21 protein-coding genes are annotated in these 26,678 nt (G+C 56.4%); 12 read left to right on the top strand and 9 right to left on the bottom strand.

Annotated features, from left to right (window positions below; genetic code table 11):
* The first annotated feature begins 26 nt into the window (after positions 1–26).
* On the top strand, positions 27–1,415 hold the full coding sequence (locus DOLE_RS07475; protein ID WP_041280432.1) for an MFS transporter: 1,389 nt from the start codon (positions 27–29) through the stop codon (positions 1,413–1,415).
* Between the two features lie 55 nt (positions 1,416–1,470).
* Here DOLE_RS07475 and DOLE_RS07470 read toward each other — a convergent pair whose 3' ends face one another.
* The 5 genes from DOLE_RS07470 to DOLE_RS07450 all read right to left on the bottom strand — a co-directional run bounded on the left by DOLE_RS07470 (position 1,471) and on the right by DOLE_RS07450 (position 8,418).
* Positions 1,471–3,219, bottom strand: coding sequence for a tetratricopeptide repeat protein (locus DOLE_RS07470; protein WP_167320860.1), 1,749 nt, complete (start codon positions 3,217–3,219; stop codon positions 1,471–1,473).
* A 736-nt stretch (positions 3,220–3,955) separates the two neighbouring features.
* On the bottom strand, positions 3,956–5,380 hold the full coding sequence (locus tag DOLE_RS07465; RefSeq protein ID WP_012174870.1) for a GTPase/DUF3482 domain-containing protein: 1,425 nt from the start codon (positions 5,378–5,380) through the stop codon (positions 3,956–3,958).
* Positions 5,373–6,935 (bottom strand): DUF2868 domain-containing protein, encoded by a 1,563-nt coding sequence (locus DOLE_RS07460; protein ID WP_012174869.1) that lies wholly within the window; start codon positions 6,933–6,935, stop codon positions 5,373–5,375. The genes DOLE_RS07465 and DOLE_RS07460 overlap by 8 nt, the downstream gene beginning before the upstream one ends.
* A 292-nt stretch (positions 6,936–7,227) precedes the next feature.
* Complete coding sequence (locus DOLE_RS07455; protein ID WP_012174868.1) at positions 7,228–7,794, bottom strand: hypothetical protein; 567 nt, start codon at positions 7,792–7,794, stop codon at positions 7,228–7,230.
* Positions 7,795–7,860: 66 nt separating this feature from the next.
* Positions 7,861–8,418, bottom strand: a complete 558-nt coding sequence (locus DOLE_RS07450) for a hypothetical protein (RefSeq protein WP_012174867.1) — start codon at positions 8,416–8,418, stop codon at positions 7,861–7,863.
* A gap of 51 nt (positions 8,419–8,469) precedes the next feature.
* On the opposite strand from DOLE_RS07450, the gene DOLE_RS07445 reads away from it, so the two are divergent.
* Positions 8,470–8,730: a hypothetical protein gene (locus tag DOLE_RS07445; RefSeq protein ID WP_041280431.1), complete on the top strand. Its 261-nt coding sequence runs from the start codon at positions 8,470–8,472 to the stop codon at positions 8,728–8,730.
* Here the strand turns inward: DOLE_RS07445 and carB are convergent.
* Positions 8,723–11,923, bottom strand: a complete 3,201-nt coding sequence (gene carB / locus DOLE_RS07440) for a carbamoyl-phosphate synthase large subunit (RefSeq protein ID WP_012174866.1) — start codon at positions 11,921–11,923, stop codon at positions 8,723–8,725. The two genes, DOLE_RS07445 and carB, sit on opposite strands and share 8 nt — an antisense overlap.
* 407 nt (positions 11,924–12,330) lie before the next feature.
* Here carB and DOLE_RS07435 point away from each other — a divergent pair, with 407 nt between their 5' ends.
* The 10 genes from DOLE_RS07435 to DOLE_RS07390 all read left to right on the top strand — a co-directional run bounded on the left by DOLE_RS07435 (position 12,331) and on the right by DOLE_RS07390 (position 22,368).
* Positions 12,331–13,242 (top strand): lysophospholipid acyltransferase family protein, encoded by a 912-nt coding sequence (locus DOLE_RS07435; protein WP_012174865.1) that lies wholly within the window; start codon positions 12,331–12,333, stop codon positions 13,240–13,242.
* Between the two features lie 55 nt (positions 13,243–13,297).
* On the top strand, positions 13,298–14,218 hold the full coding sequence (locus DOLE_RS07430) for a mitochondrial fission ELM1 family protein (protein ID WP_012174864.1): 921 nt from the start codon (positions 13,298–13,300) through the stop codon (positions 14,216–14,218).
* Positions 14,194–15,345: a glycosyltransferase family 4 protein gene (locus tag DOLE_RS07425; RefSeq protein WP_012174863.1), complete on the top strand. Its 1,152-nt coding sequence runs from the start codon at positions 14,194–14,196 to the stop codon at positions 15,343–15,345. The genes DOLE_RS07430 and DOLE_RS07425 overlap by 25 nt, the downstream gene beginning before the upstream one ends.
* Positions 15,345–16,283: a glycosyltransferase family 2 protein gene (locus DOLE_RS07420; protein WP_012174862.1), complete on the top strand. Its 939-nt coding sequence runs from the start codon at positions 15,345–15,347 to the stop codon at positions 16,281–16,283. The genes DOLE_RS07425 and DOLE_RS07420 overlap by 1 nt, the downstream gene beginning before the upstream one ends.
* The gene (locus tag DOLE_RS07415) at positions 16,270–16,635 is read left to right on the top strand and encodes a GtrA family protein (RefSeq protein ID WP_041280430.1); all 366 of its coding nucleotides are present in this window, start codon (positions 16,270–16,272) and stop codon (positions 16,633–16,635) included. The genes DOLE_RS07420 and DOLE_RS07415 overlap by 14 nt, the downstream gene beginning before the upstream one ends.
* A gap of 22 nt (positions 16,636–16,657) precedes the next feature.
* A complete protein-coding gene (locus DOLE_RS07410; protein ID WP_153304388.1) occupies positions 16,658–18,130 on the top strand; it encodes a glycosyltransferase family 39 protein in 1,473 nt (490 codons plus the stop codon).
* A complete protein-coding gene (locus DOLE_RS07405; RefSeq protein ID WP_153304387.1) occupies positions 18,127–19,014 on the top strand; it encodes a hypothetical protein in 888 nt (295 codons plus the stop codon). Before DOLE_RS07410 ends, DOLE_RS07405 begins: the two co-directional genes overlap by 4 nt.
* Positions 19,015–19,053: 39 nt before the next feature.
* Positions 19,054–20,076 (top strand): glycosyltransferase family protein, encoded by a 1,023-nt coding sequence (locus tag DOLE_RS07400; protein ID WP_012174858.1) that lies wholly within the window; start codon positions 19,054–19,056, stop codon positions 20,074–20,076.
* A gap of 26 nt (positions 20,077–20,102) precedes the next feature.
* Positions 20,103–21,143 carry a glycosyltransferase gene (locus tag DOLE_RS07395; protein WP_167320859.1) on the top strand — a complete coding sequence of 347 codons (1,041 nt, stop codon included), beginning with the start codon at positions 20,103–20,105 and terminating at the stop codon, positions 21,141–21,143.
* A gap of 310 nt (positions 21,144–21,453) precedes the next feature.
* Positions 21,454–22,368 carry an O-antigen ligase family protein gene (locus DOLE_RS07390; protein WP_167320858.1) on the top strand — a complete coding sequence of 305 codons (915 nt, stop codon included), beginning with the start codon at positions 21,454–21,456 and terminating at the stop codon, positions 22,366–22,368.
* 55 nt (positions 22,369–22,423) lie between these two features.
* Here DOLE_RS07390 and DOLE_RS07385 read toward each other — a convergent pair whose 3' ends face one another.
* The 3 genes from DOLE_RS07385 to lpxK all read right to left on the bottom strand — a co-directional run bounded on the left by DOLE_RS07385 (position 22,424) and on the right by lpxK (position 26,667).
* The gene (locus DOLE_RS07385; protein WP_012174855.1) at positions 22,424–23,227 is read right to left on the bottom strand and encodes an FkbM family methyltransferase; all 804 of its coding nucleotides are present in this window, start codon (positions 23,225–23,227) and stop codon (positions 22,424–22,426) included.
* Positions 23,228–23,330: 103 nt separating this feature from the next.
* A complete protein-coding gene (locus tag DOLE_RS07380) occupies positions 23,331–24,137 on the bottom strand; it encodes a hypothetical protein (protein WP_012174854.1) in 807 nt (268 codons plus the stop codon).
* Positions 24,138–24,288: 151 nt separating this feature from the next.
* Entirely contained in the window at positions 24,289–26,667 is a 2,379-nt protein-coding gene (gene lpxK / locus DOLE_RS17255) for a tetraacyldisaccharide 4'-kinase (protein WP_012174853.1), read from the bottom strand.
* Between the last annotated feature and the right edge of the window lie 11 nt (positions 26,668–26,678).

Raw genomic sequence — 26,678 nt, 5'->3', positions numbered from 1 at the left:
CGGCGCATTCGTTTTGGATAAAACGTATGGAGTCCCTGCGAACATCAAAACGCGCCGTACTGATCGTGGCCGCGGTGACCACCTTCATGGGCCCTTTCATGGTCTCCGGCGTCAACATCGTGCTGCCGGCCATGGGCACTGATTTTGCCGCCGGTGCCGTTCTGCTGAGCTGGGTGGCCAATGCCTACCTGCTCTCCACCGCCGTGATGCTGGTGCCGGCCGCCAAGATCGCGGACATGGCCGGGCGCAGAAAAATATTCATTTACGGCATCGGCCTGTTTACTGCGGCTACCGTGCTGATTGCCTTTGCCCCGACGATCTGGATGGTGATCGGGCTGCGAATGCTTCAGGGAGTGGGCGCGGCCATGGTCTCCACCACGGGCATCGCCATCGTGGCCGCCGTGTTTCCGGTATCGGAACGGGGCCGGGCCATCGGCATCACCGTGGCCGCGGTCTATATCGGGCTCTCCACCGGGCCTTTTGCCGCCGGGTATCTGTCGGCCCTGTGGGGCTGGCGCAGCCTGTTTCTGGTCACCTTTCCCATGGGCCTTCTTTCGGTCTATCTTGCCGCCACCATGATCAGGGATGAGTGGACCCCTGCCGCGGGCCAGCCCCTGGACATCATCGGCACGCTGCTCTATGGCCTCTGCCTGGTGCTGCTGATGGCTGGTCTCTCCGGCATGCCGGGAATAAAAGGGACAATGGCACTGGTCGGAGCAATCGTATGTTTCTATCTGTTTATCCGCCAGGAGTTAAAAACCCCCTACCCGGTGGTGGAGATCGCCCTGTTTCAGAAGAACCGGGGGTTTGCCTTTTCCAGCCTGGCGGCCCTGATCAACTATGCCGCCACCTTTGCCGTGGCCTTTTACCTGAGCCTCTACCTGCAGTATATCAAGGCCATGACACCCCAGACCGCCGGCCTTGTCCTAATCACCCAGCCGGTGGTCATGGCCCTGTTTTCCCCTCTGGCCGGCCGGCTTTCGGATCGGTTTGAACCCGGCGCCATCGCCTCCCTGGGCATGTCCCTGTGCGCCACGGGCCTGCTGCTGCTGGCCCTCCTGAACGGCGGCTCCGGCATTTCCTATATCGTAGGCACCCTGCTCCTCCTGGGCCTGGGGTTTGCCCTGTTTTCCTCACCCAACATGAACGCCATCATGAGCAGCGTGGCGCCGGCCCATTACGGCCTGGCCTCGGGCACAGTGGCCACCATGCGACTGATCGGCCAGATGCTGAGTATGGCCATTGCCACCCTCTTTTTCGCCCTGTTCATCGGTGACGTCCAGATCACGCCGGAAACCCACACCGCTTTTTTACAGGCCATGCGGCTGGGCTTTGCCGTGTGCTGCGGCCTCTGCCTGATCGGCATCTACTTCTCCTGGAACCGAGGATCGATTCGTGCCAATACCGACTCCTGACCAAAGGGACGATTGTCTTTGACTGTTTTGTAAAAATTGCGGTTACCTGGGATACTCAATATTCACCCGTTATTCTGTCCAGATTTTTCCGGGCGGTTTCATAAGCCGGATAAATTGCAAGTGCTTTTTTCAGAAAGGCAACCGCGTTCTTCTTGTCCCCTTTACAAAGTAATGCTACTGCCATGGAATTATACGTCTGATAGGAAGCCGAATGTAGCTCTAAAGCCCTCCGAAAATGGATAATAGCGCCATCACAGTCCCCAAGGTCAAGAAGCGCGTTTCCAAAGTTATGATGAGCTTCCGAATTTTCAGGATCTATAAGAAGCGCTTTCTTACAATGGTAAATGGCCCTTTCCGGTTGACACGCCCTTATCAACGCCGAGCTGATATTAACATGAACGGAGGCCGAATCCGGGTTAGAACGCAAGGCCATGGAAAAATGGTGGACAGCCTCTTCGATGGCGTTGTTTTCCAGAAAGACCGCCCCCACACTTTCGTGGGATATCCGTTCCGGCGGAACGACCGCCAGTGTGTGACGGACAAGGGAAAGGCTGTCGCGCCAATGGCCTGCTTGCGATCGGGCGGTATGCATCAAAACAGCAAGGACAAGACAGCTCAAACCTATAACTGTTATCCTTTTCAGGGTACCAGCCACACCCAATGCCTCCAGCATCCTGGGAACACCCCATACAAAAATGATAAAAATGCCGATGGCGCCGAGATAGGCGTATCGATCGGCAAACAGACTATTTGTTGCCGCGTTCGCCAGTGCGCCGGGCGCCATGGCGATCAAAAACCACGCCCATCCCACGGCAAAGTAAAAATGTCCTTTCTTTGCCAATCGAAAAGCGCAGATACTGATGGCAACCAGTACCATCAAAGAAGCCACAACCTGCCAGGTAGAAATCGAGTACGGCATAATGTAGCGATTACTTTCCACTCCTGTGAATAAAACGATTCGCCACAGGTAGGCACCATATGAAACCAGTATTTTCGGAATCAATGATATTTCTAAAAACAACGACTCACTGCTTAAGGAAAACGTAGACAACTCGCTAATCCCCCCAAGTCCCACCATCAGAAGGCTCACACAAAAAAAAGGAAATTTTTCTCTGATATGCAGGGTCGAAGTAAAGGATACCTGTCCATTGGATAGTACTTGACTTTTCCGGGCCCTCCTGTTTATTCGGGAAAGCGGCCAGAAATCAAGCAGCATCAGCAGTAAAGGAAAGGTAAGAATCCTTGGGTGAGAAAAGAGTGCGAGAAGAAAACACGCGAAACAAATAAGGTATCTGGTGATAGAAGGGGAGCGCACATAATAAAAATAGACAACAAGACAAAATGACAGAAAAAAAAGCGTGAGGCCGGCATCATGATGCCCCACCCAGGCCACGGATTCGACATTTATAGGATGAACGGCAAACAGACCCGCCAACCCCGCGCTGGGCCAGACAGTCCCTGTCGCCATCCTGAAAAACAGGAAAATCATCAGCACGCTACCGATGTGCAGGCACAGATCAACCATGTGCCTTGGACCGAAAGCGCTCCCCAAAAACTCCGCATCCAGCATACAGCTTGCGAGAGCTATCGGTTGATACCAGTTTTTTGAGGTTGCTGCGTCAATAAAGATTTTTTTAATATTATTAAGCGTCACCCCGTCGGCAAAAACGATGAATGCCTCTTCCTCTTCAAAATACACCATACTAAAATCAAGAATCTGAAAATATACAAAAAGATTGATAAAAACCAGCCCGAGACTTACCAGAAAAACAGGCAGGAAATATCGGTTGGTTGCTGAAGGCATTATCTTCATCCCGCATGTTCCATCCGGCCATCCCCTTTTTGTTGCCGAGCCAGAATTATGGTTTTCATTTTACAATCGCTTTCCGTAGGGATCACAGGGCTCTTCCATATTCTAAATGTCTTTTCGACATCAACCGCTAACCCGCATATTTCATAATCCGAAAGAGAACAAAACTTAACATAATTGATTTATTCATTGTGTAGTCCCTGGATGTTAATTGATTGGGGGCTAACGCTTTTGTGCCATGACGTAAAACGCCTGTTTCCCATCGTTTCTGAAAACCCTATATTTTATTATCCTGAAATGTCAACAGAAATTCTGCTATTGGTTATACGCTATGACACAGCATCAATAGCGGGAGATGGGGTTTATGGTCATGCGGGGCAACGGGGGCGTAATGTTTTCAAGAGGCGAGGATGGGATTGGGATATGGACTGGGTGGGCGCCGCACTCGGGTGCGGCGCTCCCGGGGTGGTGCTTTATCATTTGTTTGTGCGTGCAAGATTGCTTCGTCACCAGGCGTAATGACGAAAACGGATGCGGCAGAACCGGGAAAAAGCATTGTGGATAAAACCCCGTTTGTAGTGTGCCCGTAAGGGCATCATATATGCCCGGTCGGCGAACGCCTGACGGCGTCACTACAAACACAATATAAATTACTGCTATTGCAACCAAACGAATTCGATACCGATAGCGATAGCGATAAGCGGTATGGTGCGATCAATCTTCTCCCTCCTTACTCCAGAGGTATCTTTCGCTCCGACAGCTCCTGAAGGGTGCGGCCTAAAATGCCCGCGGTCACGGGTTTTAAGGCTGCCAGCGCGGGCCAGTCGTTTTTTCTGGCAGCGGCAAAAAAGCGGGCAAACTCTTTTCTGTTTGCGGCTTCCCATTGGGATGTGATGCCCTGGCGGCCGGCCGGGGCCGGGGCCTGAAGTGGCGGTTCCCTGCGGCTGTGGGCCCAGTTGCTGACATGGGAAAAATAGATCAGGGCGCGGTCCAAAAGGATAAACAGCATCTGGTCGGTTTTGACCGGGCCCACCTCCACTTTCAGGCGGCCCAGGGGCAGTCCTTTGACCCGGGCGTTAAAGGCCCGGCGCGCCCCGAAAATGGCCGACCCGCCGCCCAGGAGCCCGCCAATGGCGGTAAAGGCGCCCAGGCTGTGGCCGGCCAGGGCCAGGTCGATGTTCGCGCCCAGAATGCCGCCGCCGGCGGCGCCGGCAGCGGCCAGCTGCCACTGGCCAAGGCCCAGAACATGCCACGCTTTTTTTGAAAACAGGTCTTCGTTGACGATGGAGTGGGGCGGCAGTTCCACGTCAAACAGGTTGTGCTTGAACAGCTTTCGAATCTCCTGCAGGGCCGCTTTTTCCATTTTCTGAATGTCGGTCCGGTACCGGGTCTCCAGTTTTGTGCGGGTGTGGGGTGCCTGGGACTCGTCGCCGCAGGTGTCGCTGACAACATGGCGGGCGGCCCCGGCCAGCAGGTCCAGAATGACGGTTACCGCGCGGTTGATGCGGCCCTGCCAGTCGTTTTTAAAAGCAGCAATCACCTCCTGGAGCATGGGCTGCCACTCCGGGTCGATGTGCTTGAGGCTTTCCAGAAGGTCGATCCGCTCGGCACAGGTGGCCCGGTGGGCGTCAAACAGGCGCACGGTGTTAAAGTGTTTGCGGGCCTCGTGTTTCCAGTCGTCCAAAAACTCGGCCCGGTGGTGCTCCTTGGTGTTGATCACGGCCATGCGCGGCAGGCCGGTGAGCCGCAGTATCTCCATTTCCATGATATCCACCCGGCGCAGGGGCCGGGAGCCGTCAACCACGAACACGATGCCCGCGCCTTTGGCAAGGGGAGAAAACAGCTCGGTCTCGTGGGAAAAATCGGGATTGTCCTTATGGGCCGCGATAAAGGCGGCGGCCATGTCCGCGGGCGGCCCCTGAAAGGCGGCCAGCCACTCCAGGGTTTTTCTGGGTTGCTGAAACCCGGGCGTGTCCACAAACCGCAGAATCTCCCGGCCGTCGATGGTGACCGGGTAGTGGCGGCACACCGTGGTCTCTCCGGGAAAGGGGCTGATGCGGACCGAATCATCCTCGGTAAGGGTGGAGACCACCGACGATTTTCCCTCGTTGGGATGGCCCAGCACGGCAAAGGTTGGAATCGCGGGTTTATCCATGGCCGCCTCCCAGGCGTTCGGTCCGCATAAACGGATCTTTGAGCCCGGCTGTCGCCTGGGTCCAGACCCTGAAATCCATGTCGTCGGGCGCGGTAAACGGATTCTCGGGTTCCGGCTTTCCCACCAAGCCCACAATCAGGCCGGTGCGCGGACCCATGGCCCGGCGCAGGGCGGAGAGCCAGAAAAGGGTCTCGGCCAGGGGCGGCTGCCATGCCTCGGCCACCACCACCACGCGCAGGTTTTCCGGCGGCCCGGTGTAGCGCGAAAGAAAATCGGCCAGGGTCCGGGCATCGGCTTCCGGGTCCTGCTCAACAGAGAGGCGGCCCGCCATGTCCAGGCCCAGGGTGTCGCGGACCCGGGTTTCCATCTCCCGATCCGGAAAAAAATCGGCCACCTCTTCGGCCACCAGCACCAGGGCATGGCCGGCCGGACCCCCAGGCTCGCCGGCAGGTCCAGCCTTTGTAGCAGGAATCGGGGATGTGGACGCCGTTGGCCCGTTTTCCGTTTTCAAGCCCTTGCTTTGCAGGCTGGGGGTCTGCATGCGGGAGATCAGCCGGTCGCTGTCGCCGGTGGAAAAACTCACCGCCCCCAGTGTCCGGCGCTGCCGCCAGTATCCCCAGGCCAGCAGGGCCAGCCGGGGGGCAAGGCCGTAACATAAAACCGCGTAAAGCAGAAAGGGCCACCAGGAGACCAGGTCCGGCGTGGCAAGATGGACCATGCCCTCCTTTAACACCATGCGGGAGCCTTCAACCTGGGCCAGGGTGGGATGGGCCGCGTTCAGGGCCCAGGACCAGGGCGAGGAAAAAACCTCCACCATGCGATAGACGGTGGCCGGGTCGAAAAACAGGGTGGACTGCCAGCCAAAGGCAAGATCGGTGATGGCCAGCTTGAGACCGGCGGCCAAAAGCAGGCCCAGGTTGAACCAGACGCCGAAAATCTGCGCCAGGATAAAGACCGGCCAGAAAAAGACCGGGCCGTACAGGGCGCTGCCTCTGGCCGCGGCTTCGGCCAGGGCGTTTACGCGAAGGCGGGCCGCGGCGGACAGTGCGTTTTTGCCCGATTTTTGCGCCCGAACGGTCAGGCGGCGCAGGAGCAGGCCCGCGGCCGGATAAAAACCCGCAAAGGCGCCGGGCATACCCAGGCGGGACAACAGGCCGGAGATGCCCAGCAGGACCAGCAGCAGGAGCTGGGGCGCCACCAGAACCCAGAGGCAGGTAAACACATTGATGGGGGCTGTGCCGCTGTACGAAAGCACCGACCATGCCAGGAGCGCGCCGATCAGAAAGGCGGCACCCGCGCAGGTGATTTTTAAAATGCCGAAGGCTTCATTATAGAGCGTTCCGGGAAGCGAATGCGTCTCCGGCGCAGCGGCCCGTTTGGCATCCAGCCAGCGGCGGATCAGGGCCTTCCGGTCAAAAGGCGGAGAATGGGTGTCGGCATAGGTGAGATAGATGGCGCGATCAGCGGCGCCGGCGCCGGGGATGTCCGGATTTTCATCCCGGCGCAGAAAAAAGTCCAGATCAATCAGGTCGCTGATTTGCCAGGAAACCGGCACAGAGGTCTCTCCATCTTGCTTTTATTTGTGCTCATGCCCGTGCTCGTGCCCGTGCTCGTGATCCGGTGCCGTGACTTTTCGATTAAGAGCAGGAGCAAGCCTACGATTTCATATTCGTCGACCCGGTTTAATCCCGGGTATTTCATGAAATTTTTCAACATAAAATTGATATAAAACGCCTCAAATCGTTTATGACAGTTTGTATTTTCAAAAAACGCCTGAAATCAATTTCAACACACTGTATCTTATATTAAAATTAACCAATGTCGAAAAATTTCATGAAATATTCGGGTCAGTCCCATTCAACTATAAGGTCAAACGAGTCCCGCTTGTCGATCATCTTGGACCGCACATTGCCGGCGCCGTTCATTATGGCGATCTCATGGGCCGCGCCCAGAATGGACTGCATCATCACCGGCGCCACCTCCTGCCCCCGAATCTTGGTGTCCACGTAGAACCGGACCATGACCCGGTTTTTCCCCTTTTCCAGCAGGTTCTTTTCAACATCGGCATAATCGCCCCGGAAAAAGGACTGACGGCGGGTAAGAAATCGCTCGATGCTGGTGGCCGGATCCCCGGGGACCATGATGTTCTTGTAAACTTCGGCCATCTTGTGGGCCAGCAGCTGTCCAAAGGCAAAGCAGGCCTCCATTTTCGACTCCCCGATCACCTTGAACACCGCGTGGGAGAGCCGGTAGAAAAACTCATCCGGATACCACTGGGAGGCCAGAATCTCACCGTCGATCAGTTCCATGTCCTCGGGCAGAAGATAGTCGCCCCAGTTTTTCTCTTTTGCCACGCGAACCTGCTTGACCAGGTCCAGAATGATGGTGCCTTTTACCTCCACTGTATTGCTCATGGGTCGTCCTCCCGGATAAATTCCCCTATCCATGGACGCCGGACCGTCCGGGCGTCTTTCCTTTCTTTATGTCCAGGTTATATAAATCTCAAATGCCTGGTTTTTTTCCGTGATGTTGGTCCGCACGCTATCAACACCGGTGCGCTCCACCAGCTCGTGCAGGCCACCGGCCACCGAATAGGCGACCACCGTGGCCACCTCCCGTCCCCTGGCCGCGGGATCGGCAACGGTGTACTGAAATTTCAGCCATCCGTTGCCGAAGGTTGCCCGGCCGATCTCGGCGTCGGCATATTCGCCGCCGAAAAACAGTTTGCGCCGGGCGATAAACCGGTTCACGCTGGTCTCCGGGTCGCCGATGACCAGAATGTTTTTATAAAGTTTGATCACGTTGCCCCCGGTAAACCGGCCGTAGGCAAAACAGACGTCCAGGTCCGAGTGCCCTGACACCTTGTAGACCGCATAGGAGAGCCGGTAGAAGAGGTCGCCGGGATACCAGGCCGAGGTCACGACATGGCCGTTGATCACCTCCCAGTCCTGAGGCTGAAGATGGGGCTGCCAGTTTTTTTCTTTTTCGCTGCGAATGATGCGAACCAGATCCAGAAGAATGGTTCCCTTGACCTGCATGTCTGCACTCTCCCCCGATTGCCGGTATGTTGCACCGCAAAGGATCGGTCCGTGGCGGACCGTGGCGCAGTGCCCGATCTATTTATACAGACAAAAGGGCTGCCGGGTCAAGCTGGAAGTAAAGAATGGTCCGGCGGCCCGGGCGCTGAAGCGGGAGAACACGAAGAGCTTTTTCCCTTCGTGAACTTCGTGCGCTTCGTGATCTTCGTGTTAAAAAGCAACCAGCGGGTTCAGTCGGAAGCCATCGTTTTCGATACCGATCCCGATCCCGATCCCGAGACCGATATCGATTTTGATGGCAGGGTCAGGTGATGTTGGCGTGGTACTCCTGAAGCGAATGGATCTGCTCTTCGCCCCGGTTCCGTGCGGCAATGCCCCGGGCCGCGGCCAGGGAGGCGGCTACGGTGGTCATGTACGGCACCTTGTACTTGACCGCCGCCTTGCGGATATAGGAGTCATCCTCCTTGCTGGCCTTGCCGCCCGGCGTGTTGACCAGCAGTTGGATATCGCCGTTCTTGATCAGGTCCACGATGTCGGGCCGGCCATGGCCCAGCTTGGTGACAGCCTGGGCGGCAATGCCCTGGCGGGAGAGAAACTCGCCGGTGCCCTGGGTGGCCAGCACGGTAAAGCCCAGATCGCTGAACAGGCGAGCCGTTTCCAGAATGGCCTGCTTGTCCTTGTCGGCCACGGTGATCAGCACGGCCCCGCCGGTGGGCAGCGGGGCCTGGGTGGCCTCCTGGGCCTTGAAAAAGGCGTAGCCGAAGGAGTCTGCAATGCCCAGCACCTCGCCTGTGGAGCGCATCTCCGGCCCCAGCACCGGGTCGACCTCGGGAAACATGTTAAACGGAAAAACCGACTCCTTGACGCCGAAATGGCGGACCTTGCGCGGCTTTAAATCCAGGTCGGCCAAGGTCTCGCCCATCATGATCTGTGCCGCGTACCGGGCCATGGGAATATTGCACACCTTGGAGACCAGGGGCACGGTGCGGGAGGCCCGGGGGTTGGCTTCCAGAATATAGACGCAGTCGTCGGCAATGGCGTACTGAATGTTCATCAGCCCCACCACCTTCAGGGTCATGGCGATCTTCCGCGTGTAGTCCACAATGGTGTTGATGTGTTTTTCCGGAATGGAGACCGGCGGCAGCACGCAGGCCGAGTCTCCGGAATGGACTCCGGCCAGTTCGATATGCTCCATCACGGCGGGCACAAAGGCGTCGGTGCCGTCGGCAATAGCGTCGGCCTCGGCCTCGATGGCGTTTTCCAGGAACTTGTCGATGAGAATGGGCCGGTCCGGCGACACGTCCACGGCCGCCGTCACATACTGGCGCAGCATCTCTTCATCGGCCACCACCTCCATGGCCCTGCCCCCCAGCACATAGGAGGGCCGCACCATCAGCGGATAGCCAATGCGGGCCGCGATCTCCAGGGCCTGGTCCAGGGTGCTGGCCATGCCCGATTCGGGCTGGGGAATGCCCAAGTCCTGCATCACCTGACGGAACCGGTCCCGGTCCTCGGCCAGGTCGATGGTGTCCGGCGAGGTACCAAGGATGTTGACGCCCGCCGCTTCCAGTGCCCTGGCGAGGTTGAGCGGGGTCTGGCCGCCGAACTGCACGATCACGCCATCGGGCTTTTCCTTTGCGTAGATGCTGAGCACATCCTCCACGGTCAGGGGTTCGAAATAGAGCTTATTGGATGTGTCGTAATCCGTGGAGACCGTTTCCGGATTGCAGTTGACCATGATCGATTCCAGCCCCTGATCCCGAATGGCAAAGGCGGCGTGAACGCAGCAGTAATCGAACTCAATGCCCTGGCCGATGCGGTTGGGGCCGCCGCCCAGCACCATGACCTTCCTGTTTTCCGACACCGCCACCTGGTCCGGGGCGTTGTAGGTGGAGTAGTAGTAGGCCGCGTTCTCCACCCCGCTTACCGGCACCGGCTCCCAGGCCTCGGCCAGGCCCAGGGAGAGGCGCTTTTTCCGGATCTCGGTCTCGGGCACGGCCAGAATTTTTGACAGGTAGGCGTCGGCAAACCCGTCCTTTTTGGCCGTCACAAACAGGTCGTCCGGCGGCAGGTTTCCCCGGTGTTTGATCAGTGTCTCTTCCAGGTCCACCAGTTCCTTCATCTGCTCGATAAACCAGGCCTTGATGTGGGTCAGCCCGTGCAGGGCCTCGATGGTTGCCCCTTTTCGCAGGGCCTCGTACATAATAAACTGCCTCTCGCTGGAGGGCTTACGCAGCTTTGCCATCAGGTCATCTAAGGAGATCGTGTTGAAGTTTTTGGCAAAGCCCAGTCCGTGGCGGCCGTTTTCCAGGGACCGGATCGCCTTCTGCAGGGCCTCCTTGTAGTTTTTCCCGATGCTCATCACCTCGCCCACGGCCTTCATCTGGGTGCCCAGCACATCTTCGGCGCCGACAAACTTTTCAAAAGCCCACTTGGCAAACTTTACCACCACGTAATCCCCGGAGGGGGTGTACTTTTCCAGGGTGCCATCCCGCCAGTAGGGAATCTCATCCAGGGTCAGCCCCCCGGCCAGCAGGGCCGATACCATGGCAATGGGAAAGCCCGTTGCCTTGGAGGCCAGGGCCGACGACCGGGAGGTGCGGGGGTTGATCTCGATGACCACCACCCGGCCGGTTGCCGGGTCGTGGGCAAACTGCACGTTGGTGCCGCCGATCACCTCGATGGCGTCCACGATATCATAGGAGTACTTCTGAAGCCGTTCCTGAAGCGCGGGCGAGATGGTCATCATGGGCGCCGTGCAGAAGGAGTCACCGGTGTGGACCCCCATGGCATCCACGTTCTCAATGAAGCAGACCGTGATCTTCTGGTTTTTGGCGTCCCGCACCACCTCCAGCTCCAGCTCTTCCCAGCCCAGTACCGACTCCTCCACCAGTACCTGGTTGACCATGCTGGCGGCCAGCCCCCGGGCCGCGATGACGCGGAGTTCTTCCACGTTGTAGACAAACCCGCCGCCGGTGCCGCCCATGGTGTAGGCCGGCCGGATCACCACCGGGTAACCGATCTCCTCGGCCACTTTTTCGGCGTCTTCCACGGTGGTGACCGTCCTGCTCCTGGCCATCTCAATGCCCAGCCGCTCCATGGTGTTCTTGAACTCGGTGCGGTCCTCGCCCCGCTTTATGGCATCCACGTTAACGCCGATGATCTTGACCCCGTATTTGTCCAGCACGCCGGCCTGGTGGAGCTCGGAAGAGAGGTTGAGCCCGGACTGGCCTCCGAGGTTGGGCAGAAGGGCGTCGGGCCGCTCTTTTTCAATGATCCGAGTCAGGGTGGCCACGTTCAGGGGCTCGATATAGGTGATGTCCGCCATACCAGGGTCCGTCATGATGGTGGCCGGGTTGGAGTTGACCAGCACAACGGTGTAGCCCAGGCTGCGAAGGGCCTTGCAGGCCTGGGTGCCGGAATAGTCAAACTCGCAGGCCTGTCCGATGATGATGGGACCGGACCCGATGATCATTACTTTATGTATGTCGTCCCGCTTTGGCATGGTTCTCTCTCCTGAAAACAAATTTTTGATTTTATTGAAAATCCATCTGTCCCTCGCATAAAATGCACCTGTCCGGGAACACCGTAAAAGTAGAAAAATCTTCACACCATAAAATATTATCGAGCTTTTTTCAACTTTGGCTTACATTTTTCATGTAAAAAGTTGGTGCAACTTAATTTTGAAACGGTTTGATCCTTATGGAAACATCAAAAAGTTAAATTCACAACCAAAACACAGAGACCACATTTCTGTGGGTCAGTGGATGAAGGCATGGAATACCAATGGTCCGGCCGAATGACTCTTGCAATCCCGGGCCGCATGTCTTACACTTCCGAAAATACAGTTCCATGGATATAGGCTTGAAATTCTTAAATTAAGGGTGGTTATACAACCCGGCGGAAACATAGATGACCACTGTGGACAAAATCATCGCGCAGGCGCTGCGGCTGCTGTGCCTGGCCATCGGTACCTTGCCCATGCGGTATCATGAACCAGTGGCACGGCTGATCGGAGGATTCTGGTTTGCCGTGGACAGACGGCACCGCAGGGTCACCATTGAAAACCTGGAACGGGCCTATCCGGAAAAAACTGACCCGGACGAGATCAAAACCCTGGCCCGCAAGGTGTTTGCCGGTTTCAGCCGGCTGTTTCTGGAGGTATGCTGGTCAATGAAAAGCGACCCGGCAACCCTGGCACGCCACATTGACCGGACGGGGATCCGGTTTGTCAAAGAGGCCCTGGCAGGAGGGAAAGGCGTGCTGATCCTCTCCGGCCACCTGGGAAACTGGGAACTGCTACCCTATGTACCGTCCCTGGAAAACATTCAAAACCACGCGGTCTACCGGCCCCTGGACTTTGCGCCCATGGACCATCTGGTCCGGTTCCTGCGGTCCCGGTGCGGCACCGGCCTGATTCCGGCCAGCAACGCCCTGCGCAAAATCGTGGCTACCCTGCGAAAAAACGAGGTGATCGGGTTGCTGGTGGACCAGAACTCCGACCCTCACAACGGGGTGGCAATTAAATTTTTCGACCAGTGGACTTACGGTACCAAGGGCCTGGCCCTGATTGCCCGGCACACGGGCGCACCTGTGGTACCCGGCTTCCTGATCCGGGAAAACAAGGGTTTCCGGTTTGTTTCCGGCCCGGCCATTCCGTTTGTTTTCACCGGGGACACCCGAATAGACATCGAGGTCAACACCCAGGCGTACAACCGGGTAATTGAAGAGATGGTGCGAAAATATCCTGAGCAGTGGTTCTGGGTGCACCGGCGGTGGAAGACCCCGATGAGCTCGCCGTGGCCCCGATCAGTGGCGTTATAGCCCGGCAAATCCGAAGTAAGGCGTATTTAAATTGAGGCCTATTGAAATAACAGCTGTGACAGACGACCGGCCCGGCCACCGAAAACAGACCGAGGCGGTGCTGGGAGCTTTGGCCGAACTGACGCCGGTAAATATACGGTACCGGTTTGTGAACTGCGGCCTGAAATCGGATATCCGCCAGTGGGGTGCCGCCCTTGGGGCCATAACCGGGCCTGGTAAAAAAGAAGCGGGCGGGGCGGACATTGTTTTCGGCACGGGCAGCCATACCCATGCCGATGTGCTTCGTTTGGGCGCCCTTTACAATGCGAAAAAGATTATCTGCATGTCCCCGCCGCCGGGCCTGGGCCGGTTGTTCGATCTCTGCTTTATTCCGGAGCATGACGGGGTAGCGCGAAAAAATAACTTTTTTTTTACGGTGGGGCCGCCCAATCTGTCTAAAAACACGGACGTCCACGAAGAGGACCGGGGGCTGATCCTGATCGGCGGCACAGACCCAAAAAGCCATCACTGGCACTCGACAAAAGTGCTGGAAGCGGTAAAGGAAATTATTTCCATCGCTTCGGCCATTCGATGGACCCTCTCCACCTCGCCCCGGACTCCCACGGAAATGGAAGAGGCCCTTAAAACCACCCTGCCCGCCGCCAGCGTGGAGGTAGTGCCCTTTTCCCGGACCACGAAGGGCTGGATCGAGGAGCAGTACGCGGCCAGCCGGTTTGTATGGGTAACGGCGGACAGCATGAGCATGGTCTACGAGGCCATGTCCGCCGGGTGCCGGGTGGGCCTGATACCGGTGGAATGGAAACGCAACAACAAATTTGCCAGGTCTGAAAAGCACCTGGTGGACCGGGGATACGCGGTCTCCCTTCGGCAGTGGCTGAAAAGCGGGGCTTACCCGGAAAGGGAGAACAAACTCAACGAGGCGGCGCGGTGCGCTGCGGAAATACTGAGACGATGGTGGCCGGAAAGATTACCGTAATTCAGATGGTGCCGGAGATGGAAAGCGGCGGGGTGGAGTCCGTGACCCTGGAAACCGGGGCCTTTCTGGCCCGGCAGGGCCAACGGTCCATGGTAATATCCGCGGGCGGCGCCATGGTGGCGCCCCTTGAACGGGAGGGCAGCCGGCACCTGACCTGGCCCCACATCGGTGAAAAAAGCCCCCGGTGCTTAAAATACATCCTGCCGCTGCGAAAGCTGCTGATTGAAGAACGAGTGGATATTCTGCACCTGCGGTCCCGGGTGCCGGCCTGGATCGGGTATCTGGCCTGGAAAAGCCTGAAAGGCCTCGGCCCCACCCGCCTGGTGACCACATTTCACGGGTTTTACTCGGTCAATGCCTACAGCCGGATCATGACACGGGGAGAAAAGGTGATCGCCATTTCCGACACCATTGCCCGGCACATTCAGGAAGCCTACCCGGTGGAGACCGGCCGGATCGAGATTGTTCACGAGGGCATCGACATGGAGCGTTTCTCTCCAGACGCCGTGGGCAAAGAGCGGGTGGAAGGCCTGCGACAGCAATGGGGCCTGGCGGAATCAAACCAAACCGTCATTATGCTGCCGGCCCGCGTCACCCGGCTCAAGGGCCACAATGTCTTTATCAAGGCCCTGGCCCTGATCCGGCACATGAACTGGCACGCCCTGTGCGTGGGGGCCTGGGACCGGCAGTCACCGTATTACGATGAACTGTCGGCCATGGTAAGGGCGACCGGGCTGGAGGGCCGGGTCACCTTTACCGGCGAATGCACGGACATGCCGGCCGCCTACCGGGTGGCTGACATCGTGGTGTCGGCCTCCAAGCATCCGGAGTCCTTCGGCCGCATCGCGGTAGAGGCCCAGGCCATGGGCCGGCAGGTGATTGCAACGGCCCACGGCGGCAGCATGGAAACCGTTGGAGACAGCCCCCTGGGCATCCTGGTGCCGCCCGGCCGGGAGGCGGATCTGGCCCGTGCCCTGGCCTGTGCCATGGAACGGATGCCGTTAGAAAAAAGCCGAATCAACGCGGCCCGCGCCTTTGTGGCGGAGCGGTTCTCCCTGGACAGAATGTGCCGCGACACCCTGGATTTATACCGCCGCATGGCGAAACCGGATAAGGCAGGTGCGTGATGATCTCTTTTGTCATTCCCATTTACAATGAGAACCCGTCCATCGAAACACTTCATGACCGGATTCAGAAGGTCATGGAAACGGTTGGCGATGATTTTGAAATTCTCTTTGTGGACGACGGCAGCACGGACGGCTCTGTTGAGACCATTCAGAATCTGACAGGGGAGCATGCCGGTACCCGGGCCATCTTCTTTCGAAGAAACTTCGGAAAATCCGCGGCGTTGAGTGCCGGGTTCAGAGAAGCGGCCGGGGAGATCGTGTTTACCTTAGACGGTGACCTTCAGGACGACCCCACGGAGATTCCCAACTTTCTGGCAAAAATTGACGAGGGGTTTGACCTGGTGACCGGATGGAAGGTGGACAGAAAAGACCCGCTGGAAAAACGGCTGCCATCCAGACTTTTTAACGCCGTGACCTCGGGCATCAGCGGGCTCAAGCTCAAAGACTACAACTGCGGGTTCAAGTGTTACCGAAAAGAGGTGATTCAGGAGATCCGCCTTTACGGTGAACTGCACCGGTTTGTGCCGTTTCTGGCCTTTAAGAAGGGATTCCGGGTGGCGGAGATTCCGGTAAAACATCATGCCAGAAAATTCGGCTCCTCCAAGTTTGGCTGGGAGCGCTACATTCGCGGATTTTTCGACCTGTTTACCGTGGTTTTCATCACCAACTACGTCACCCGGCCCATCCATTTTCTCGGCCCGATCAGCCTGGTGCTGTTCCTGATGGGGGCGGGTATCTTTGTCTATCTTTTTTTCGGGCGCTGGCTGCAAGGCATCTCCATCGGCACCAGCCCCCTTCTGATCATTTCCTTTTTTCTTATGGGCGGCGGCATCCAGGTGTTTACCATCGGCCTGCTGGCCGAGCTGGTTGTGCACAACCGGGAACGGGACGATATTCCGAACTACTCCATACGGGACCAGCGCGGTGAAAATCGTTAAATTCTTTACATCGTCGGTGATCGGCACCGGGGTCGACTTTGCCCTTTTTGCGCTGCTCTGCCGCTTTATCTATCCGCCCGCCGCCAACATTATCAGCGCCGGGGCCGGCATGGTAACCAACTTTGTACTTCAGCGCCGCTTTGTTTTCGAGGCCACCCGGTCCTTGCCTGTCTCCTTTGTCCTCTCTTTTGTATTTTCCATCGGCGGCATTTTTCTGGGTTCGTTTCTCATCTTTCTGCTGATACAGATCGATTTTTTCAACCAGGTGCCGCTTGCCGCCAAAGTGGTTGCCACCGGCATCGTGTTTTTCTATAATTTTCAAACCAAAAAATTTGCCTTTGAAAAAAAATGACGCCGTCAAAAAAGGAAGTCCATTGCGCCCTGTTGTCCGATTGATGCTTGACCGGTTTCCGGTTTTTATCGGTCTCTACTTTATCGCCCACTTGGTGCTGAGGGTGTGGAGCAACAACACCCTGACCATCGACGAATCGGAGCAAATGCTGCTTTCCCAGTGTTTCAGCCTGGGTTACAACGCGCAACCGCCTTTGTACACATGGATTCAAATCTTTTTTTTCAACATCTTCGGCCCGACTGTTTTCAGCATCGCCCTGCTGCGCCATCTCTTCCTGTTCCTGCTTTACCTGTTTGTCTATTTAAGCGCAAAGGAGATCACGCGGGACAAAACCATGTCCGCGCTCTGCTCGGTTTCCATGGTCCTGCTGCATCCCATCGGGTGGGCGGCCCAGGTGGACCAGATCCACTCGGTGGCCGTGACCACGGCGGCGGCGGCCACTCTTTACGGGTTTCTGAGGATCACCCGAAACGGGCAGGTGACAGACTACCTGCTGCTGGGCATCGCCGTTGGATGCGGGGTCCTGTTCAAGTACAATTTTGTGCTGCTGGCGGCGGCCATGCTGATTGTCGGCGCTCTTTCCCCGGAGTTACGGAAGCACCTGCTCACTCCGAAGCTGCTGCTCACGGTGGTCTTGGCCCTGGTCCTGGTGATGCCTCATACACTCTGGTTTTTTACTCACATGGACCTGGCCACCGGTGAGACGCTTCACCGAATGCGGGTGGACCCGGATGGGCACGAGCAGTTATGGATCACCATGTACGGCGTGTTTGAATTTGTTGTTGCTGTCATCTCTTTTACCTCCCCGTTCTGGATCATCTTTTTTATGATGTTCGGCAGGCACCTGCAGCCCGGTTCCCATCCCCAAACGCGGTGGCTGAGCCATATCATGATGACGATCCTGATCATGGTGCTGGTGATCGTCATCGGCAGCGAGACCACCAATGTAAAGGACCGGTGGCTTCAGCCCTATCTTTTTTTCTTTCCCCTGTGGGCGTTTCTGTACGTGAATCCGGATGCCCTTCGACGAAGAGCCCCTGCCATGGCCGGATTGGTGGCCGTTGTCATGCTGGTAATCTTTATCATTATTCCGCTGCGCCTGGTAACCACCGACCTCACTCAAGACCCCCGACGGGAAAACTATCCGTTTGACGCCCTGGCCGCAGAGATAAAAAGTCATGGGTTCCAGACCGGCGCCATCGTGGCCCAGGACATGTTTATCGGCGGCAACCTGCGGCTGTTTTTTCCTGAGACAACGGTTTCCACGCCCCAGTTCTCACTGCCGGCGGATACTGGCAAGACCCGGCCGGTACTCTACATATGGCATGGCCCAAAACTGATAACAAAAAAAGAGTTTCGAACCGCGGGAAAAGATATGATGTGTGTGGACCACACCGCATCCCTACCGTACAAACATTCCAAAACCATGGCCTACACCCCGTTTTACCGGATATGCCGGGCAGCGCCAGAAACCCCATCGACCGACAGCCCATGAACTTAAACTACCTGAAATACTTTTTCACAAAAGACCCTTTGTCATTCACGGCTCCAGCCGCCCGGCCCCGGCTGAACATCATCATTTTTTCCAAAAACCGGGCCTGCCAGGTGGAAAGCCTGCTGCGGAGTATACGTGACCATCTGGTTTATGTCCCTTTGACTGTTACGGTGTTGTACCGGGCCACGGATAAACGATTTAAGGCCGGTTATGAAAAAACGATTCGCCGACACCCATCTCCCGGCATCCAATGGATTGAAGAGACCAATTTTTACCGGGACCTGACGAGCAGGGTACTGGCCCTGCCACCGGAGCAGCTGATCATATTCCTGGTGGACGACAACATCGTCTTTAAAAAAATTGATTTGCAATTTATCATCTCTCAATTTACAACAGAGCACCTGTTTATCAGCCTGCGAGCCGGGCGACATTACACAAAAGATGTTCCAGTGCCGGATTTTGATCGCAGGGACGAATTGCTGGAATGGCAGTGGCGAATACAGCGGAAGGCCAGCACCACCTGGAACTATCCCTTCAGCGTGGACGGCAATATCTACCACGTGGGCCGCATGCAGCAGGTGATGCGCCATATCCGGTTTGTCGCGCCCAACTCCTTTGAGAGCGCCATGCACGACTACCGGAAAACAAGGTGGGTCCGGAAACGCAACAGGGCCATTGCGCCGGTAGAACCGGTAATTGTTAACAATCCGTTAAACCGGGTCCAGACAGAAGGGGAAACCTGGCATAAACAGCTTGACCCGGCCGCCATCAATGAGAAATACCTGGCCGGCCTTGTTCTCGACAACGCAAAACTTTATAACTGCGACCCTACCGACACCCACTGCGATCTGGGGCTGCACTGGAGCGAAAAACGTGAAAGCTGAAGAACAAACCTTCAAAAAAGGTTAAAAAGGGAACCGACCATGCGCATTGTTCACGCAGCCATATTCAACACCTTCAAATACGGCCATGAGTACTACTCCATGGACCGAAAAATATCCAACGGCCTGATCCGGGAGGGCCATTTTGTTTACGACTTCAGTTACCGGGACGTCTGCCGGGCTGAAAACCCCTTCAAAACCACCAGCATCGGGAAGGGTAAAATGAACCGGCTGCTGATCCTCACGGTAGACGCGGTGCAACCCCACCTGCTGCTACTGGGTCACAGCGAAATGATCACCGCGGAAACCCTGAACCACATCAGAACAACACACCCGGATATTCGCATTGGACTGTGGTATGTCGATCCGCTTTTTCATACCGATCGCATTCAGCATCTGATCAAGCGGCGGGGCTGCATGGACGCCATGTTCATCACCACCGGCGGAGACCTTTTGCGCCAGTTCAAAACCCCGGAAAACCGAATCGCCTTTCTGCCCAACATCTCTGACCCGTCGGTGGATATCAACACCAACCACGAAAAAGAACGGTTCGACATCGACTTTATTTTCGGCGGTAGCGACAGTAAAGAGCCCGAACGCCAGGCGTTTTTAAAAAATATGACAGCCGCGCTGGGAAAGACCATGCGGTGCGAACTCTGGGGGGCACTGGGCAACCCTTTTTATACGGACCACCAGTTCTACGAAAAGCTAAGCCGGGCAAAGATGGGGCTCAACCTGAGCCGGCGCAATGATGTCTATCTTTATACCTCCAACCGGATCACCCAACTGGCCGGCAGCGGTATCCTGACCTTTTCGCCCCGGGTTCCGGGTCTTGAAAAGGTTTACAGTGAGAACGAGGTGGTCTATTTTGACGGCCTGGACGACCTGGTGAAAAAGGCCAATTATTTTCACACCCACGACGACGAGCGCAAACAGATAGCCTCGGCCGGGTGGGACCGGACCCACCGCTCCTACAACTGTCAACGGGTCACCCGGTTCATGCTGGATCTGCTGTTCGAACAGCCTTTTTCCGAACCCTATGAATGGATATCTGAAATCATCTGACCGCCATGACATTGAAACCTGAACAAATGAGAATCACGCAGGTCATGCTTTCCAGGGGAATGGGCGGCGGCGAGCGGATCTGCATCGACATTTCGCTTGCCCTGGCAGACGCCGGTCATCGTATTCAGGCGGTCTGCCATCCGGAATTCGAGGGCCGGCATCTCTTCAAGCATTCAGGAATTGGAATCCATCCATTAAAGGTCAGATGGGATTACAGCCCGGTGGCAAGGCAACGATTGCGCTCCCTTATCAAAGACTTCCGGCCCCACATCGTTCACACCCACATGGCCCGGGCATCCATGGTAGGCGGGGCCGCGGGCAGACGGTGCGGCGTGCCCATTGTGGCCAACATGCACGACTACGCGAAACTGAAGTACTACAGAGATATCGATCATTTTTTCCCGGGCACAGAGGACCTGAAGGCCTATCTGGAAAAAAACGCCGTTGATCCGCAACAGATAACGGTGATCCCCCATTTTTCACGAATCAAGCCGGTCGATGCCGTTGACCCGTTTTCTCCCAGCATGGTCGGCATGGGCCGGTTTTCGCCGGAAAAGGGGTTTGATATCCTGATCCAGGCCCTGGGAATTTTAAAAAACCGGGGGGTTGAGCTGCCACTGGAACTGGGCGGAGACGGCCCGGAAAAGCCCCGCCTGGAACGGATGGTAAAGCAGCTCAACCTGGACACCCAGATCCGTTTTGCCGGGTGGATCAGCGATGTGGCCGCCTTTCTGCGCAAAGGATCCATCTTTGTACTGCCGTCGCGAAGGGAATCGTTCGGCATCGCGGTGCTGGAGGCCATGAGCCAGGGCAGGATCATTGTGGCCGCCATGGCGCCCGGGCCGCTGGAAATTCTGGACGATACCATAGCGTTTTTCTTTCCCGTAGGCGATTCATCGGCCCTGGCCGACCGTATTCAGGAGATTCTGGCAAACCCGGAGGACGCAATCAAGCGAGCGAACAACGCCCTTAACCGGTTTACGTCATACTATGGCGTGGACACGGTGATGCCCCACATGGAAGCCTGTTACCGTAAAATGCTAAACCGAAAACCGACACTGAAATAGGAACCACAACATGGAAGTAACTGCCGGGCCGATACCCCGTAAATACATACCCACACTGATAAAAATCATCGTTTTGATCTTTATTCTGTTTGTGCCTTTCAAAGATTCTGTATACGAAATATCGAACGGTCTGATCGGGATCCTCTTCTGTTTTCTCTTAATCCGGAATAGGGATTATGGTATTCTGGCCGACCAGAAACCCGCTCTTCTGATTGTCCTCCTGCTTTTTATTTCCATGACACTGTCCAACCTTGCGGGACGCCCCGGTCTGTATGGATGGGAAAAACAAATTCAGTTTTTTTACCGTTATATGTTGCTGTACTTCGCACTGCTTTACTTTCTCCGAAAGCATTTTATTTCCGTCTCCTTTATTCTTTGCGCGGCGCTCCTCTCCCTGGGGATACAAGGGGTAAACGGCATCTACCAGTACTTTGTCGGGATTGACATCCTGAAACACCGGCTGATATTCGGCGGTCACCGGCTCACTGCCGCGGTCCACAACCCCAACCTGTTCGGTTTCCTGATGATGATCGGCGCATTGTCCATTCTCGGCACTATCCGTCCGGCCCGGTTGATAAAAACCGGTGTCGTAAAATTTATTTTTCTCTGCCTGCTGCTGGGCATGTTCTTTTTCTGTCTACTCTATTCAGGCTCACGTGCCGCATGGTTGAGCCTGGCGTTCGGCATCTTTCTTTTTTTTCTCCTCCGGTTTAAAAACTGGAACCGGGCCATGAAGATTTTCGCCATTACAATTGTCCTGACCCTGCCGGTTCTGCTGCTGGCCAACGATCTATTCATAAAAAGAATGGGGGATGCATTTATCAATTATGGTCATCGACCCGGTTGCTGGCAGGGAGCCGTGTCGTTTATTGCCGACGCACCCGTCTTCGGTCACGGTATCCGCGATGACATGATATTTCTCAAACTAAAAAGAATAGCCATCACCTCCCCGCATAATGCATACCTGGAGGTGATGGTCTTGCTGGGATTCGTGGGTTTTCTGATTTACGGCCGACTGATCTGGACGTTATATTGCCGGGCATTGAAACTTTCCGTGATACAGCCCGCATACTGTCTGATGCTGACCGGCATGATGGTATCCGCCTTTTTTGGTCACTCTTTTATCACAGATCAGATTCTGCTGTCGGCCTGCTGCCTGTTGTGTGCCTGCATGTGGTTTCATGGGGATCCGTCCAGGACAAGCGGGGATGAATTGCCGTCCTGAATGCCGGGCCAAGCCATGTCCCGGCTGATCGGAAAAACTTCATGGCCTCCCTCCGTCACATCCGCACCGATTTGTGTATCGCCAGAAAATTGGTGGTCCGGAACTGTTCGAGCTGTTCGTCATACTTTGAAATTGGATAAAAATATCCCGATGGTGTGATACGGAAAAGCCGCATACCGGCCTGTCTGAAAAAATAAAAGAAATCCTGAACAAAAGTCCGCGTGTCGATATTACATCCGCCGAACTCAAAAATAACCATTTTAACGGCTTGTTTCTCAAAAGTTTGTTTCCCGCCGGCCTGGAAGACATCCAGCTCATGGCCCTCCACATCAACTTTCAGCAGGTCGATCCGGTCGATTCGCCGGGTTGCGCAGTAATTGTCCAGCGTATCAATACGAACGGTCTGTGTTTGTGAAAAATCGATATTCAGATGGTCCAGTCGCCGTCGTGTAAGAGAGGCAATCGGAGAACCGGGCCGGTTGGAATAAAGCGTCGCTTCTCCAGGCGCCTTGCCAAGCCCCACGGCGTTGAGAACAACGGTGTCATATTCTCGAGCGCTCTCCTCAAGCAGTGCAAAAGCCTGGGGAGACGGTTCAAAACAGTGAATCTGGTACTCTGTCCCATGGATATTCGCCAGCGCCACCTTCAAAAACTGGCCAACGTTGGCACCCACATCAAAAACGCGGTACGGCGGCGGTAACAGCTTCTGCATCCGCCGAAACACCGCTTTTTCTCCGCTGTTGCGCACATCATCTCCCGAGCCCACTCCCATGTATTTATGGGTTCTCTTGACTATATACTCGAAAAGCCCCTGGGCTGCTCTGTTGCCGGAAAGAAATGCCAGCGTGCGACTTGCCATAAGTTGTTACCCCTTTCTGCTCCAGCAGTTTATGTTTCCCGGCGGCTGCCGGACATGGGCGCCTTCTGCCGGGAAAAGAATCATCTTTAAACATAAAGGCCTGTCACCCCATGATCCGGTTGATCTCCCCGGCCATCACGCGGCCCACCACTTCCGCGCCGAAGTCGGTGTAATGACCGGGAGGCAGGCCAGGGGCCTCTTCCTGCAACAGGCTCTCCTGAGAGTGGTCCTTCAGCGTGACGGTCGGATCAAAAAAAGGAAGGTCCTTTTCCCCGGAGATACGGCCAAGGAGTTGGATCAGGTCGGCCCTCTTTTTGATTGTGGTGAACTCCTGAGGCACAGTCTCCCGCCCCTTAGCAAAAGGAAGCAACCGGCCAAACAGTTGCCGTGCTTTTCCGACGGCACCGATTGCCGAATGTGGGGCCATGTTGACCATGGCGTTGAAATGAGACACCACCAACACTCTTCTGGGATGCACCAGTCGCACAATCTCGTCGATGTCTTCGTCGATTTCGTCACTGTCCTGGTGAACTGCCACGGTCCTTTGCCGAATATCTTTCGGCGTGTCCCGGTAGTAGTGAAGCCGCTGATCCACGGCCAGGTGATGCATGACATATTCTTCAAACATGTATTTCTTCTGCGCGCAGATCTCCACCACAAACAGATCGGCGGCGTTAAATTGATCAACAAACTTCTGAGAATGAGGCACCGGCCGGCGGTTCAGGATCGAAGTCCGAAAGCAGAAACGGTTAACCGCGTCCGGAATCTCAATCCGTTTTGTGATAAACGAAAGCAGCTGGAGAATTTCTTTTGTTGAGTGAACATAGGAGATGTCCTGGTCAAAACCGGTACAGTCAAAATGTCGTCGCACCGGTAACAGCCGGCAGGTTCCCAGCAGGGCCACCTTCATCTCCCCGCCTCCGCGCCGTGTAATACCATCAGCACCATATCCCGCTTTGTCCGCCCTGCTTCCATTCTTCCTGCTCCAGCCTTCCTGTATCATCGGATGCCGGCAAAATACCCGAAACGCTTCAGAGTGTCAACGCCAGGGATATACTCCTTCATTTGTCCCGCAACGACGCGGCCACAAAGGATTCAACCCCCCCCCGGTCCGGGCCGAAATCAATCTCCACGCCCAGCACCGCCAGATCAACTCCTAAAAGGCCCACCCGACCGGAAAATTTTACGTAATCCTTTTTGCTGGTGACAACTGTTTTTACCCCGGATGCCAAGGCACGGCCGGAGATAACGGAAAGGTCCTCGTCCGTGTAGGCATGGTGGTCCCGAAAAAACAGGTGGCCCGTCACCCGGGCGCCTGTCTGCCGAACGCTTTTTAAAAACCCGCTGTTTTGCGCAAGTCCGCAGAATACAAATACCGGCAAGTTCTTTAATAGCGTGACATCAGCCGATTGGGCCGGGGCCATCGCTTCGTCCCCGGCCCTGACCCACCCGTCCAGCACCGGCCGGTGAAAGGCCCGAAAAACAGGCTTTTCCTTCAAATAAGGTAAGATGGCCGAATCCGGCCGCAAATCAGCAGCCGGATCCGACCGGGTAAAAACAAACGCATGGGCATGGGCCAGACAGGACAGGGGTTCCCGCAGAGGTCCGGCGGGCAGAAGTTTTCCGTTACCCACAGGCCGGGTGCTGTCCAGCAGTAGAATATCCAGGTTCCGGGCCAGTTGAAAGTGCTGAAACCCGTCATCCAGAATCACCACGTCCGTGGGAAGGTCCGCCATGGCGGCGGTGGCGGCCCGGTACCTCTTTTTCCCCACCACCACGGGCACACCGGGCAGGGCATGGGCCATCATAAAAGGTTCATCCCCGGCTTGGCCCACATTCATGCGCACACCGGTGTGATCACTCACCAGGCCACCGGTTACCGAGGCAGTGCCCCGGTATCCCCGGCTGACGATCATGGGGGCCCGCCCCATTCGGACCAGCAGTTTGGCGAGATAGATGGTCATGGGGGTCTTGCCGGTGCCGCCCACGGTGATGTTGCCCACCGATATCACCAGGCAGGGCAGCTGCCGGGGTCGAATGAAACCTTTCGTGTACAGGCCGCGCCGCAAGCGCGCGGCTCCGCCGTACAGAAAGGAAAGCGGCATTAAAAGAGTCCCGCCGCCGGTAACAGGTCTGGCTGGCGGCGGGTTTTTCTCCGCTATATGGCACACGGTCATTACCCTGTCCAGGGCGCCCCGGTTGGCTTCAAATACTTGAAAGGCGGCCCGGCCCATCTGGCGGCGCTGGTCCCGGTCGGTCAGCAGGCCGGTGATAACAGGTCCCAGTGTCTCCACATCCTTTACCTGAAGGGCGCCGCCGTCGTCGATCAGCAGCCGGACGATTTCGGCAAAGTCCTCCATGTGAGGGCCGAACAGGACCGGAACACTGCAGGCCGCCGGTTCCAGGGGATTGTGCCCCCTCAGGTTTAAAAAGCTCCCGCCGATAACCGCGATGTCCGCAACAGCATACAGATCGTTAAGCAGGCCGATACGGTCAATCACCACCACCCGAACCGGGCCGGGTCTGTCCGCCTGCCCCACCCCGGTCAGGGTAAAGGCCCCGGCGTCCGGACCGCCGAATATTGCGGCCACGTCGCCGGACCGGGCCGGGTCGCGGGGCGCGACCACCAGCACCAGGTGTTTAAACGCTTTCCACACACCAGCCAGGGCGCTGGCCAGACCTTCTTCTTCGCCGGGATGCGTGCTGCCGGCCACCAGGATGCGGGCATCAGGTGCAATGCCCAGGCGGTGGCGAAGATCAATGCGCTGGTCACTGGACAAAGAGGGCGCTTGCCGGTCAAACTTGATGCTGCCCGTCACCACTGTTTTTTCTCCGGCAACGCCAAGGGCGGCAAAGCGGTCGGCATCCTGCCGTGTCTGAGCACAGATGGCGGAAAACGTGTTCAACACCGGGCCCATGACACATGAAAACCGGCGATACCCGGCAAAACTTTTCTCTGACAGCCGGCCATTGGCCAGAACGACAGGAACGTGCCGCTTCTCAAGGGTCCAGAGAAAGTTGGGCCAGATATCGGATTCCACCACCACCACCAGGCCGGGATTGATCCGATTGACCATGCGCGCCACGGAAAAAGGAAGATCATAGCAAAAACAAAAAACCTCATCAGCGATGCCGGCCAAACGATTCCGGGCTGTGTCGATGCCGGTCCGGGTGGTTGCCGAAAAAAAGACTGGCCGGCCGGGGAAAGCCGCTTTTAACCGGGCCGTCAATTCAACGGCGGAAAGCACCTCTCCCACGGACAGGGCATGAACCCAGACCGGGCGATCTTTCTCCAGTCGCCGGTGATCGGGAATCTCCTGAAACCCCAGCCGTTTGAAAACCGTGGTCCTGCGCTTTTTCGAAAACAGGGAAGCCACCAGGGCCGGGGGGCCGGCCACCACAAAAAGCACCATCAGTACCAGGTTGTAACACCATTTCATTCAGGCACCTG

The organism is Desulfosudis oleivorans Hxd3 (assembly GCF_000018405.1).
GTDB lineage: Bacteria > Desulfobacterota > Desulfobacteria > Desulfobacterales > Desulfosudaceae > Desulfosudis > Desulfosudis oleivorans.
Note: the sequence above shows the minus strand (reverse complement) of the source record. Positions and strands in the feature narration are given on the sequence as shown.